General features: G+C 45.7%; 13 protein-coding genes. 10 read left to right on the forward strand and 3 right to left on the reverse strand.

The genetic code is table 11. From position 1 onward, the window contains the following. Window positions 1-56: 56 nt before the first annotated feature. From AC0VX7_RS23330 to AC0VX7_RS23365, 8 genes are all read left to right on the forward strand, one after another. Entirely contained in the window at window positions 57-503 is a 447-nt protein-coding gene (locus AC0VX7_RS23330) for a c-type cytochrome (RefSeq protein ID WP_475426133.1), read from the forward strand. A 21-nt stretch (window positions 504-524) separates the two neighbouring features. Further along, complete coding sequence (nosZ, locus tag AC0VX7_RS23335) at window positions 525-2,396, forward strand: Sec-dependent nitrous-oxide reductase (RefSeq protein ID WP_475426134.1); 1,872 nt, start codon at window positions 525-527, stop codon at window positions 2,394-2,396. Window positions 2,397-2,532: 136 nt separating this feature from the next. Then, entirely contained in the window at window positions 2,533-3,096 is a 564-nt protein-coding gene (locus AC0VX7_RS23340; RefSeq protein ID WP_475426135.1) for a hypothetical protein, read from the forward strand. Continuing rightward, window positions 3,093-4,406 carry a nitrous oxide reductase family maturation protein NosD gene (gene nosD / locus AC0VX7_RS23345; protein ID WP_475426136.1) on the forward strand — a complete coding sequence of 438 codons (1,314 nt, stop codon included), beginning with the start codon at window positions 3,093-3,095 and terminating at the stop codon, window positions 4,404-4,406. The genes AC0VX7_RS23340 and nosD overlap by 4 nt, the downstream gene beginning before the upstream one ends. Beyond that, complete coding sequence (locus AC0VX7_RS23350) at window positions 4,403-5,200, forward strand: ABC transporter permease subunit (RefSeq protein ID WP_475426137.1); 798 nt, start codon at window positions 4,403-4,405, stop codon at window positions 5,198-5,200. The genes nosD and AC0VX7_RS23350 overlap by 4 nt, the downstream gene beginning before the upstream one ends. Further along, entirely contained in the window at window positions 5,197-5,868 is a 672-nt protein-coding gene (locus tag AC0VX7_RS23355) for an ABC transporter ATP-binding protein (protein WP_475426138.1), read from the forward strand. The genes AC0VX7_RS23350 and AC0VX7_RS23355 overlap by 4 nt, the downstream gene beginning before the upstream one ends. After that, a complete protein-coding gene (locus AC0VX7_RS23360; protein WP_475426139.1) occupies window positions 5,865-6,227 on the forward strand; it encodes a FixH family protein in 363 nt (120 codons plus the stop codon). The genes AC0VX7_RS23355 and AC0VX7_RS23360 overlap by 4 nt, the downstream gene beginning before the upstream one ends. A 6-nt stretch (window positions 6,228-6,233) precedes the next feature. Next, a complete protein-coding gene (locus AC0VX7_RS23365) occupies window positions 6,234-6,977 on the forward strand; it encodes a hypothetical protein (protein WP_475426140.1) in 744 nt (247 codons plus the stop codon). Between the two features lie 544 nt (window positions 6,978-7,521). On the opposite strand, the gene ybaK is transcribed toward AC0VX7_RS23365, so the two are convergent. Both ybaK and AC0VX7_RS23375 read right to left on the reverse strand, forming a co-directional pair. Continuing rightward, the gene (gene ybaK / locus AC0VX7_RS23370; protein ID WP_475426141.1) at window positions 7,522-8,001 is read right to left on the reverse strand and encodes a Cys-tRNA(Pro) deacylase; all 480 of its coding nucleotides are present in this window, start codon (window positions 7,999-8,001) and stop codon (window positions 7,522-7,524) included. A gap of 81 nt (window positions 8,002-8,082) precedes the next feature. Continuing rightward, window positions 8,083-9,423 carry a UDP-glucose dehydrogenase family protein gene (locus AC0VX7_RS23375; protein WP_475426142.1) on the reverse strand — a complete coding sequence of 447 codons (1,341 nt, stop codon included), beginning with the start codon at window positions 9,421-9,423 and terminating at the stop codon, window positions 8,083-8,085. 180 nt (window positions 9,424-9,603) lie between these two features. Between AC0VX7_RS23375 and AC0VX7_RS23380 the strand changes: the two genes are divergently transcribed. Further along, a complete protein-coding gene (locus AC0VX7_RS23380; protein WP_475426143.1) occupies window positions 9,604-11,139 on the forward strand; it encodes an FAD-dependent oxidoreductase in 1,536 nt (511 codons plus the stop codon). 185 nt (window positions 11,140-11,324) lie between these two features. On the opposite strand, the gene AC0VX7_RS23385 is transcribed toward AC0VX7_RS23380, so the two are convergent. Continuing rightward, entirely contained in the window at window positions 11,325-12,224 is a 900-nt protein-coding gene (locus AC0VX7_RS23385) for an NAD(P)/FAD-dependent oxidoreductase (RefSeq protein WP_475426144.1), read from the reverse strand. Window positions 12,225-12,421: 197 nt separating this feature from the next. Between AC0VX7_RS23385 and AC0VX7_RS23390 the strand changes: the two genes are divergently transcribed. Next, on the forward strand, window positions 12,422-13,483 hold the full coding sequence (locus AC0VX7_RS23390) for a hypothetical protein (RefSeq protein ID WP_475426145.1): 1,062 nt from the start codon (window positions 12,422-12,424) through the stop codon (window positions 13,481-13,483). Window positions 13,484-13,575: the final 92 nt, after the last annotated feature.

Consider the following 13,575-nt stretch of genomic DNA (forward strand, 5'->3'; position numbering starts at 1 on the left):
ACTGCCTTATTTTTGGAGCGAAAAGAGCCTTGGAAAACAATCAAGGGGGGAAAAAAGTGAATAAACCTATCATCCATTTCATCATCAGTGCTCTTCTTGGACTCGGGATTGGTTATATAGCCTTCGATGTCATTCCTGGAAATGACGGCCAGGAACAAGAAGTCACGACTGTCAATGAGTCTTCAAAGTCTGCAGAAACGGCCAAGGAAGAAAAAGAGTCCACTGATACCACTTCCACTGCCGCTGGCGAGGAGAACATCCTTCAAGCGAAAGGCTGCCTTGGCTGCCACTCAGTAGAAGCCTTGAACCTTACTGGCGGAGCAACCGGACCTGATCTTTCCGATGCATTCACCAATGTCGAGGGCAAGCATGGCAAAGCAATCGAAGAATTCCTTAAAGAACCTACCTCAGCAGTCATGTCCGGCGTAATCGGCGGCAACCCGTTGACGGAGGAAGAAATAAATCAAGTTGTAGAAGTGTTGAAAGAAGCTTCTGAAAAATAAACCAAAGGTGGTGCAGTGTTAATGAAAAAATGGGTTCCCGCAGCTTCCGGGCTGCTAGCCGGCTTCATGGCGGCAACTGTATTCTTTGCTGATTTTTCAACAGGACCTAAAGGAACGGCAAGCAATGACACCGCAAACAAGTCAAACGCTGAAAAGGTCTATGTTCCTTATGGCGAGCTAGACGAGTACTACATGCTTTCATCAGGCGGCCATTCAGGCCAGCTATTCGTTTACGGACTGCCTTCCATGAGGAAGATTCGTACCGTGCCGGTGTTCACGCCTGATCCGGCCACTGGATATGGCTTCGACACAAAATCGAAAGAAATGCTTGGCGGCTATACATGGGGAGATTTCCACCACCCGGCCATTTCCGAGACAAATGGCGAATATGATGGCAAATTCGTGTTTGCGAATGACGTAGCCAATAACCGAATCGCGGCGGTTGACTTAAGCACCTTCCATACGGCAGACATCATGGAAATGCCGAACATGGGCGGACCGCACGCAGGGACATTCGTTACACAGAACACGGAATACATTGTCATGCCTACCCGTTTCTCGGTTCCAATTGGAAAAGAGTACGCTCCACTGGATGAATTCGAGGAGAAATATAAAGGCGTCGTTTCCATGGTCACATTCGACCAGGAAAAAAAGGACTTCGATCTGGCATATCAGATCATGCTTCCGCCTTGGTCATATGACCTTTCCGACGCTGGTAAAAAGGTCTCTGGCGACTGGATTGTCATGACAACCTACAACACAGAATTCGCAACGACGAATAACGAAATCAACGCATCGCAGAATGACCGCGACTATATCGTCCTGCTGAACTGGAAAGAGCTTGAGAAAAAAGTGGCAGCTGGTGAGTATGAAGAAGTCAATGGCGCGAAGATGATTGACCCTCGCAAGCACAAGGGTTCGATTTACGCATTACCTGTAGCGAAATCACCGCACGGCGTTGACGTCACTCCGGACGGAACACGCTTCATCGCATCTGGTAAGCTGGCACCATTAATGACTGTATTCTCATTCGAAAAAGCATTTGCAGCGATCAAGGCTGGCGATTTTGAAACTGAAAAATTCGGTATTCCTGTCTTGCCTTATGACAAGGTTGTAGAACGTGAAGTTGATCCTCCTGGAGCATTGGGACCTCTTCACACTCAATTCGATGACAGAGGCAATGCCTACAATACGATGTTCATTTCATCCGAGATCGTCAAATGGAAAATCGATACGGGAGAAATTCTTGACCGTACACCTGTCCACTATTCACCAGGACACTCAACGGCAACTGAAGGTGACACAGCATCTCCGGATGGCAAATGGATTGTGTCGCTGAACAAAATCGCGAAGGACAATTTCCTGTCAGTTGGACCTTCACACCCTGAATCAATGGAACTGATCGATATCTCAGGAGATAAAATGTCCCTGACTTACACGGCTCCGGTCGATCCTGAACCGCACTACGCACAGACGATCCACCGTGACAAGATCAAGACAATCACGATTTACGAGAAAGATGAAAACCGCGAGCACTCCGTTTGGAAACAGGAAGACACACGGATTGAGCGCAAAGGCAATGAAGTCCATGTATATGGTATCGCCATGCGTTCCAAGTTTGTCTTCGACGCAAAAGCGGAGCGTCCAGACGAAATCAAGGTCAAACAGGGCGATAAGGTCACCATCCACCTGACGAATATCGACCTTGACCAGGATATCACCCACGGCTTCGGCATCATGGACCACGACCTGAATTATGAAGTCCAGCCTGGCCAAACAAGCACAATTGAATTTACCGCTGAAAAAGCTGGTACATTCCCAATCTACTGCACAAACTTCTGTTCAGCGCTCCACCAGGAAATGAGCGGCTACATGTTAGTTGAACCGAAATAAACTGGCAAGCTGAATATGGAAAAGGGTATTGAGTTTTCAGCCGATACCCTTTCTCCCTTTTTAAAAAGTTTTAAGTCTAGAAATTTAGCAGCGCCAAAAAATGACGCTTGCAGATTTCTTTTAGGAGATGATTCAGATGGCAAAGAAATTATCTGCTGGTTCTATGGCTAGTCTCATCGGGGCTGCAGCATTGATTTTTGCCTCTATCAAATTCCCCTGGTGGGGGATGAAGTTTTACGCACCGCAATATATGGAAGGGCTGGATATCATTGTTTATCCTAGCAAGCTAGCTGGAGACATCGACATCGTAAACGGCTTGAATCATTATATCGGCATGGCTCCTTTCAGCAATGAAAGCTTTCCAGAACTGCAATACCTGCCTGGCCTGATCATGGGGCTTGCGGCAATCATCATCATCGTCGCTTTAGTGAGAAAGAAAAGCTTGCTATATGTACCACCAGCACTGCTTGTTGTGGGCGGAGCCCTTGGCATTTACGACATGAATCGCTGGCTCACGAAATTTGGTACAGAGCTTGACCCTAAGGCACCAATCGAGCTAGAACCGTTCGTTCCGCCGATTATTGGAGAAAACATCCTTGCGAACTTTGTGACACACAGTTATTTCACAACCGGATCATTCCTGCTTGGAGCAGGCTTCCTGCTTACACTTCTGCCATTCTGGCTGGAGCGCCGCAAATGAACAGGCTAATGATGTTATTTGTTGGGATAGGCGTCTGGATTCTATCCACCCTGCCTGTCTCGGCAGATGTATCCCTGCAGCAGCTGATTGATGAAACTCCAATAAACGGTGAACTGATTCTAGAGAATAAGCAATACGATGGCAATATCGAGATTACGAAACCAATTACGATTATCGGCAAAAAAGCTACAACAATACGTGGCGACGGAAAAGGGAATGTCGTCCTGGTCAAAGCCTCGAATGTCACAATGAAAAACTTAACAATCGAACACGGCAGCCTGAACAGGAGCTCCGATGAGGAATATTCGGGGATCCGCACGATGGGAGAGCACAACCAGTTTATTAATCTAGTTATCCACGATGTTTACCATGGTCTCTATATTAATAGTTCAAAGTACACTCTCGTAAAAAATCTAAAAGTCACCGGGCAAGGCACCGGAAAGCTAGGCAGCCAGGGAAATGGCATTCAGCTTGTGCGCACGTCCAATAATATTATTGAAGATTCCACTATATCCAAAACACGCGACGGCATTTATGTCGAATACGCGGATAAAAACGAAATCCGCAACAATTATGTAAGTGAAACACGGTACGGCCTGCACTATATGTACTCAAACGATAATACTTTTTACCGAAACCGTTTCAATAAAAACACTGGCGGTGCGGCCATCATGCACTCCCAGAATATCGTGTTGAAGGAAAATCAATTTTCCTTTAATCAGGGATCCCGCTCTTTCGGGCTCATCATCCAGACGAGCACCAGCAATACCGTCCTGGACAATGAATTTTACCTGAACCAGCGCGGCATTTACCTGGAGCAGTCCACGCAGAACAAGATTGAGGGAAACAAGTTTTTCCACAATGACATCGGTGTGGAGCTATGGACTACGTCCACTTCCCAGGTATTCACGAAAAACCATTTCAAGCAAAACATTGCCAATGTCCTGACAATTGGCGCGGAATCTTATAATCAATGGAATCTAAACGGGATGGGCAACTACTGGGGCAAAGAGCTTTCTGTCCTCGACCTGGACCAAAACCAGATTGGTGACTCTCCTGTTGAATATAGATCGTCCCTTTACAAACTGGTAGAAGATAATGAACTGGCCTACCTATTTTTGAAAAGCCCGGCCATCAAAATCTATGAAAAAATCAATGAAGTCTTAAGCACCCAGAAAGTGATGGTCGTGGATGAATTCCCGCTGATTGAGAAGGAAAAGGAATCTCCACCATGGATGCTGCTCTTCATTCCGGCACTCGCGATTGCGGGTTGGATTTTTACCAAAAAGAGAAGGAGTCGTTTATCATGAACTACATTTGGAAGGAATGGCTTGAACAGTCACGCGGGAAAGGCCTCTGGCTCGGCCTGGCCATGGTCATGCTGACTTCCATCTTCCTGTTGATGGAAGCACGCTCATATCCAGATGAACTCGGATTTGACGCCTTTCTTCTCTCGCTATACGACATGAATATTTACCTGGTACCAATCTTCGCTCTCTTCATTTCCTCATTTTCAATCTTCCAGGAAAAAGAGCTGAAGACGTCGATGATCCTGCTGACAAAGAAAGAATCGAACCGAAGCCTGTTGCTGAAAAAGACCATTGCGATCCAGACGGTCGTCATCGGCGTGTTTGTCGGCTGGTACTTCATTCTCGCCATCGCGATGAAATGGTTCCTGCAATTCCAGCTAACCAGCTTCATCTATTTTCTCGTAACAGTTGTCGTACTGCTGTTGATTTTCAACCAGCTCGGACTGTTTTTGGGAAACATCACGAACACGAAAATGCAGCTGATCGGCGCAACGATTTTCACATGGTTCCTGTTCGTGTTCCTGATCGACCTGGCGTTCATCCAATACGTTCCTTCTGTTTCCTATGAAAATGTCAAACTGTTTTCGTGGCTCTACTTCCTGGATCCATTGCACACATTACGCTTTTTCCTAGAGACATCGCTCGGATTATTCTCGCTGAACAATATGTCGCGACTGATGGAAAAAATGATCTGGATGGCTCCATGGAAGTTTCTCTTGATTGACCTGGCCTTCTGGATGATCCTGTTCTTCGAGCTCTCCATCCTGTTCCGCAGCAAGGGGGAAAAAGCATGATTGAAATCAAGAACCTGTCAAAATCCTATAAAAACAAGCAAGTCTTGAAAGATATCAATTTGACAATTGAAAAGAATGAATACTGCGCTCTGGTGGGACGGAACGGTGCCGGTAAGTCGACACTGATCCGTTCGATTCTCGGTTTGCAGCCTGTTAAAAAAGGCTCGATTACGCTTGGAGGCTTTCCAAATTCGAAAGGAGACTGGAAGAAAATCGTTTCCTATCTCCCTGAAAAATTCCACCTCTATCCGCATCTGACTGGTGAAGAGAATATGCGCTTTTTCGCATCGCTTGGAACTGAGGAGATTGATGAAAAGAAGATTGAGGAGAAACTGAAGATGGTCTCTTTATGGGAAGACCGGCATAACCAGGTGAAGGGCTACTCCAAGGGGATGCTCCAGCGCCTCGGACTCTGCGTCATGCTCTATTACGATACAGAAGTGCTAATCCTCGATGAGCCAACAAGCGGACTTGATCCGCTCGGCCGCGAGGAAATTTTGCAAATCCTGAAGTCCCTATCCGGTAAAACGATTTTCATGGCATCGCACCATATGGATGAAATCAAGCAAATCTGTAGCCATGTCGCATTCCTGGAAGATGGCAAAATGACAAAATACACCGTCGATGAATTCCTGAATGAACACTTAAAAGGAGCGGATTACAAATGAAAAAATTACTCGCAGGCTTCGTATTATTGATGCTTCTTCTAGCTGGGTGCAGCTCAGGTTCGGATTTTGAAATCAATTTAAAGGAAGCACCTAAGTACAAGGCTGGTGAAAGCTACCCAGTTGTCATTGAAATTATGAAGGATGGCGAGCCGGTGGACGGCCTGGAATTTGTTGCTTTCCTTGAGATGGCGAAAATGGACCATGGCTCAATTGAACTTGATTTTGAGGACAAAGGAAATGGTAACTATGAATCCAGTGTCGAACTACCGATGGCGGGTGAATGGATTGCCAATATCGAAGGAGAAGCCGATGGCTCTGCTTTTGAGCATGTGATTACATTCGAAGTGGAAAAGGAATGATCCAACATGAAACTTAAAACACTTCTGATACTTGTGCTGCTGGTGGCCGGTATGATTCTTGGAGGGTGCCAGCAGGAAAAACAAGAACCTGTGGCTGAGGGAAGTTCAAGTGAGCAAAAACAAGAAGCTGTGGCTGGGGACAGCTCAAGTGAGAAGGACACAGAGGCATCGTCGAATGACGGATTTCAGGCTGATGACAAAGTCGTCACCATCAATGGCAAGGTGCTCAGCTATGAGGATCTGCAATTTTATCAGCTGATGAACAAGGTTGATATCGAATTGAACCGCGCTGTCGATGAAAAGAATCTGCAGGGCGAGGAACTGACGGAAAAAATGGCCTATTGGGATGAGCAGTTAAAGTATCATGATAACTTCAACGTCAATCTATCAAAAATGATGGAGCAGCATACCATGTACCTGCTTGCCAGAGAAAAAGGACTTGGCGTAGAGACTGCTCAGGTTAGCAAGACCGTTGAAGAATTCACAGCCAAAGTCGCACAGAATGAAGTGGCATCACAGCTAGTATCTGGCTTTCCTGCAGATGCGTACGAGAACAGGCTGAGCAACTATTTCACCGAAAAGCTGCTCACATTGCAAATTTACGAAACTCTTAAGGCCGATGTCGTAAAAGAGAAGCCTAATGCTTCCGAAAAAGAAGTCGCTTATGACACTGCCAAGAATTACGAAGAACTATACCAATCCCAAATCGCTAGTTTGGAGATTAAAATTAATGCCGCAGAGCATGAGTAGTTCAGTAATATGGAAAACAGCCTGAGCTCAAGCTAAGGCTGTTTTTTGTTTAAAGGATAGACCTTCGCACAATTATTCTGCTTTTGCTCATGAACCTGTCATAATTCAGGGCTTATCGTGACAGCTTTTCCGCTTTCACTCGCGAACCTGTCACGATTTCAAGGTTTTCTTGACAGCTTTACGGCTTTCACACTCAAACCTGTCACGATTCTGAGGTTTTCTTGACAGCTTTTCGGCTCTCACACCCAAACCTGTCACGATTCCGGCGTTTTCTTGACAGCTTTTCGGCTCTCACACCCAAACCTGTCACGATTCCGAGGTTTTCTTGACAGCTTTACGGCTTTCACACCCAAACCTGTCACGATTCCTGGGTTTTCTTGACAGCTTTACGGCTCTTACACCCAAACCTGTCACGATTCCGAGGTTTTCTTGACAGCTTTACGGCTCTTACACCCAAACCTGTCACGATTCCGAGGTTTTCTTGACAGCTTTACGGCTCTTACACCCAAACCTGTCAGAATCATTATCCTATTAAGAAAAACATCTATACTTTCACCAGTTCTGCATATTTCCCTGCAACGGCACTGATCAATTGGTCTGGTGCCAATTCGACCTGGAAGCCGATTTTCCCTGCACTGACGATGATGGTTTCAAGCTCCTGGGCGCTCTCATCCAAAAATGTCGGATAATCCTTCTTCATGCCAACTGGCGAACAGCCGCCGCGGATGTAGCCGGTGTATTTCTGGATGTCCTTGACAGGAAGCATCTCCACACTCTTTTCCCCAGCTTCCCTCGCAGCCTTTTTCATATCCAGCTCCGCTTCTACTGGGATAACAAAAACATATAAATCCTTGCTGGCGCCTACAACAACCAGCGTTTTGTAGACCTGTGCCGGATCGCGGCCAATTTTACCCGCAACGGCAACACCATCAATCTTGCCATCCTTCGAGTCATAAGTAAGGATTTCATACGGCACCTTCTGCGTATCAAGAATCCTCATTGCGTTCGTTTTAACCTTCGCCATCCTGGTTCCTCCTTGATTGAAGGTATTTAGGATAATTTTACCTTATGGAATGCGTACGATTCAATCCTGGTCTCTTCAGGCTCACCCCTGAAATCCCGAGTTTTCCAGATTCCTCTTTACATTAACAGCTCTTCTGCCAACAGAAATGTACGTTAAGCCAGAAGTCTCCGCCTCGGCTAAGTCATAGCAGTTCCTTCCGTCAAAAATAACCGGTTCGCGCATGAGTAATGGGTAACGTTCTAAATCATATTGAGTGATTTGTGGCCACTCGGTCATGATGAAGACAACATCCGCTCCTTTTATCGCCATATCCACGGAGTCAGCGTAATACAGCCGGCTGCCGAATAACTCCTCGACTTTTCCAACGGCTGCCGGGTCATACACCGAAATGTCAGCCTGTTCTTCAAGCAGCTGGGCGATCAGCTCAATTGCGGGTGCCTCACGGATGTCGTCAGTATGAGGCTTGAACGCCAGTCCCAGCACCGCTACTCTCTTTCCCCGCAGGCTACCTAACATCTTCTTCGCTTTTAAAAAAAGCTGTTGCTTCTGTCTGCTGTTGACCTCAATCACGGAACGCAGTATTTTAAAATCATAGTTATAGTAATCTGTCAGTTTTTCAAGCGCCTTTGTATCCTTCGGGAAACAAGAACCGCCATAGCCAATTCCCGCTTTTAAAAATTGGCTGCCGATTCGCTCATCCATGCCCATTCCTTTTGCGACATCTTCAATATTTGCGCCTGTGTGCTCACAGAGATTAGCTACCTCATTTATGAAACTTATTTTCGTCGCCAAAAAAGCATTGGAAGCATATTTAATGAGCTCCGCACTGCGAATATTTGTCTGTAAAATCGGCCTGCCAAACGGTTCATAAAGCTTTGCCACCTCGCGGCTCGCCTCACAGTCATCCGTGCCAATGACAATCCGGTCTGCATGAAACGTATCAAGAATGCCAGATCCCTCCCGCAAAAATTCAGGATTTGAAACGACTTTCACCTGAATATTGTCCGGAACGCTGTCTTGAAGCATCTGATAAATCCGCTCATTTGTCCCGACCGGTACGGTGCTTTTAATGACAATGACAGTATTCCTGGTTAAGCAGGCTCCGATATCAGCAACCGCTGCTTCTAAATAGCCTAGATTTGCCGATCCATCCTCGTCTTCAGGCGTTCCGACAGCGATGAATATATACTCAGCCTCAGTGCAGGCTGCTCTTGAGTCAGATGTAAATTGAAGTCTTCCCTCATCGATATTCTTTTTCAGCATCTCTTCAAGTCCCGGTTCATAAATCGGGCATCTCCCTTTTGAAAGAGTGCTGATTTTTTGTTCATCTATATCAAAACAGGTCACATTGTAACCAACTTCAGCAAAACAAACTCCCGTGACAAGGCCAACATAGCCTGTCCCGACAACAGTGATTTCCATATTGGCCCTCCAATCATTGATGCTTCCATTTTATCATGCAGACATCACCATCTTATCCAATCCGCTCAATTTGGTTAAAACTTGTCTATCCAAATTTTTAGTGGGTAAAAGGAAAATAGCATGATTTTCACTAAATAAGGAAAAATTAGTTATTATGAAGAATTTTAAGGAGGATTGTTGATGAACGATTATACTTCAAAGCTGCCACGTTTTCCTGAACCCTACTGGCGAAAAACTGCGGAACTGCCAAAATTCTCTAAGCTCCAGGAGGATTTAAGGGTCGATGTCGCTGTTGTTGGCGGCGGGATTACTGGATTGACCTCTGCCTATCTCCTGGCCAAGGCCGGGGTTAAGGTTGCCGTAATTGAAGCCGGTTCAATATTGAACGGCACGACCGGACACACAACCGCAAAGCTGACCGCACAACACGGTGTGGTTTATGATGAGTTGATCAACCATCATGGTGAGGATAAGGCGCGTCTTTACTATCAGGCCAACTATGATGCGGTGCAATTTGTCAAAAACCTTGTAAAAGAGCAGCAGATTGACTGTGATTTTTCGGAAGAGGATGCTTATATCTACACAAATTCCGACAAAGAAATGGAAAAGCTCCTGAAAGAATTCAAGGCTTACGAAAAACTCGGAGTAAACGGCAGCGAGTATGTTTCTGAAGTTCCCCTGCCTGTGGAAGCGAAAGCTGGAATTGTGATGCGTAACCAGGCCCAGTTCCATCCGCTCAAATTTTTAAAGCATCTGGTTGAGCGTTTTACTGAAATGGGAGGACAAATTTTCGAAAATACTACTGCGGTCGATATGGAGGAAGGCTCCGAGCCTGTCGTTACCACCCGCGATGGTCATAAGGTGCACTGCAAACAGATGATTGTCAGCACGCATTATCCTTTCTATGATTTAAAAGGGTTTTATTTTTCACGGATGACCCCGGAAAGATCTTACGTGCTGGCTGTCAAAACTGAAAAAGAATTCCCAGGAGGCATGTTCATTAATGCCGAGCAGCCTACCCGCTCGCTCCGCTATACGGACTGGAACGGTGAAAAAATCGTCCTGTTTGGCGGTGACAGCCATAAAGTCGGCCATAAAACGAATACGCACCAATACTATGAAGCACTTGAGGCATTCGCCCACCAAACATTCGGCGTAAAGGAAATTCCGTTCAGATGGTCGGCTCAGGACCCTGTTCCTTATGATAAAATTCCATTTGTTGGCCAATACTCAACGGCCACAGATAATATTTATGTCGCGACTGGATACCGAAAATGGGGAATGTCCAATGGAATCAATGCTGCGATTATGTTGAGCGATCAGATTTTGAAAAAGGATAACCCGTATGCAGAGGTGTTTGACCCGCAGAGGTTCAAGGCTGACCCAGAACTTAGGAAGATCATCTCTACAAATGCACATATTGCCAAGACACTTGTCAAAGGAAAGCTGGAACGCCCATCTACCCAGGCGACATCGCTTGATAATGATGAGGGTGCAGCTGTAACAATCAACGGCAAGCGTGCCGGCGCCTACCGCGATGAAGACGGCCAGCTGCACGTCGTCGATACAACCTGTACCCATATGGGCTGCGAGCTCGAGTGGAACAACGGCGAACGAACATGGGACTGCCCGTGCCACGGCTCCCGTTTCTCTTATAAAGGAGATGTCATCGAAGGCCCAGCCGAACTGCCGTTGAAGAAAGTCGATTTAGAATAGGAGAAAGCCGCCACTGCAGATTGAGTGGCGGCTTTCATTTTGTCCAACAGAGATTATATTGCTCCCAACATATTGCTTCAAATGGGAATTATATCGCTCTCAACGGGGATTATATCGTTTCCAACAGGAATTATATCGCCCCCAATGGGGATGAAAACCCAACTAACCGGAAATAACCTCTATTACTATCCCTTATCCGCTAAAAGTGTCTTATGAATCCAGATGCTTGCCTGCATTCCGTCTCCCATCGCGATCGTCGTCTGCTCGGAATGGGCAACAACGTCACCAGCAGCCCAGACGTTATCGACATTTGTCATTTTTGTACGCGGGTCGACTAATACATGCTTATTCTTATGAAGGTCGACACCAAGCTGCTGTGCGAGCTGAGACTTCACTTCATTTCCTCCAAAGGCCATGAAGCCACGCTCTGAAGTCAAATTCTCACCATTCGCGAGTACAACTCCCCTGAAATCAGACCCGTCTGCCAGCACTTTTTCAATCGGCCCCTCGACATACTTAATACCCTTATCCTTCATAGCTGCCATTTTTTCCTTATCAACTTCTTTGTTTTCATGGTTCACATACGTAAGTTGATCTGTAAAATAGTTCAGGGTCAGTGCCATGTTCGCGCCTGGATTACCCGATCCCATCACGATGGTATACTTGTCTTTCACTTCATGGCCATCGCAATCCGGACAAATATACACACTGATTCCAAGCGTTGGCATCAGCTCCGGAAAGGGTGGAATCCTGTCCATGACGCCCGTGGCCAGAAGCATGGTCTTCGCCTTGTATGTGTCGCCGCTCTCTGCCTTTACTTCGAATCCATTCTCCACCTTTTGGGCACTTTCAGCCTTGCCAATCACGAATTCAACACCATATTGCGCCGCCTGCTTACGGCCAACTTCTCTTAAGTAAGGTCCGCTTACTCCATCCGGATAGCCAAGGATATTATGGTAGCTCTGGCAAATCGCCGACCGGCCATCGCCTGCATCCAAAACCATCACATTATGATTGTATCGCCCTAGCTGAATCGCCGCCTGGAGCCCGGCAATCCCGCCTCCAACTATAAGGCAATCATACATACCGATCCACCGTCCTTTTAAAAAGTATCATAATTGCATGTTTCCCTTTTTAAAGGTGTGGTAATCGGGTTTATTCAAGGCACTATATTCTTGAGTAATTTTCTCAATATTTTTGCTAACACTAGTTTTGTCGAACACCTTCAAATTACTACTTTGGCACTATGAATTCAGTTATAATAAAAGGGAGGTGGATAATAATGACAAATACAGTCGCGAAAAAACCAAGATTACTACTTTATGTAATTTTAGCCTCTTTGATTCTAGCAACGAATTACATTCTATACCGTACTCCGATATTCGGACCAGTCCCTGAGGGCGCCGTCATCGGTTCCTTGCTTGACCTATTAATCATTTTGCCTCTGTTGACTTACTTCATGATCATTCGCAAAAGATATTCACTAAAGTATATGGGAATCGTCATATTTGCTGGATTTGCCGCAGCCTACTTCATCGTCCCCCAGCAGCATTTATCGGATTACCCCTTCCTGCCCTATCTCTTGATTGTTTCGGAAGGCGCATTCCTGCTGGTTGAACTATATATTGCCTACACCGTCATCACCAGGCTTCCAAAACTGCTTAAAGAGTATAAAACACTGGCCAGCCGAAATTCATTTTTTCTTTTCAACATTCGAAAAGCTGTAGAAACAAGCCTGCCAGATCATACTGCAGCCAGAATCCTTGTCACTGAATTTTCCATGTTCCATTACTCTCTCTTCTCCTGGAAAAAGAAAGTTCAGATCGATCACGGCATGACTTTTACCTATCATAAAAAAACAAGTGTGAATGCTGTCTACATCATGATCATTCATGCCATAGCGATTGAATCGGTTGGACTGCATTACTTCCTGCATAGCTGGAATCCTGTTGTTTCTTATATTTTGCTGATTTTGAACATATACGGCATTCTGTTCATGCTGGCCGAGCTTCAGGCCACACGCCTGACTCCATTTTTGCTAACAGAGGACCATTTATTATTGCAGACAGGATTTTCAAGTTCGATGCACCTGCCTTTAAGCAATATCAAGGAAATCAAACGTTACGACGGGCCGGAAAAATTCAGCAGAAAAGAGCAAAAAGGGCTTTTTGATGCCAGGGTGCCTGATTTAATCCAGGAAAAGCCAATGTTTGAAATCCTGCTATATGAGCCGCAAGATGTCCACTTTATCTATGGATTGAAACGAAAAGTGAACCGGATTGTCCTGAATGTGGACGAACCAGATGTTTTTTACCATGAATTGCAGCGGTCACTCCCTGAGTGATCGCTTTTTTAATGCTGAATATCAATAATCTCTCGCTCAATACGGTTAATCTCTCGATAAAAAGCATTATTCTCTCGATGAATCGAAAAAAT

Source organism: Mesobacillus sp. QJM3NY_10 (genome assembly GCF_056173465.1).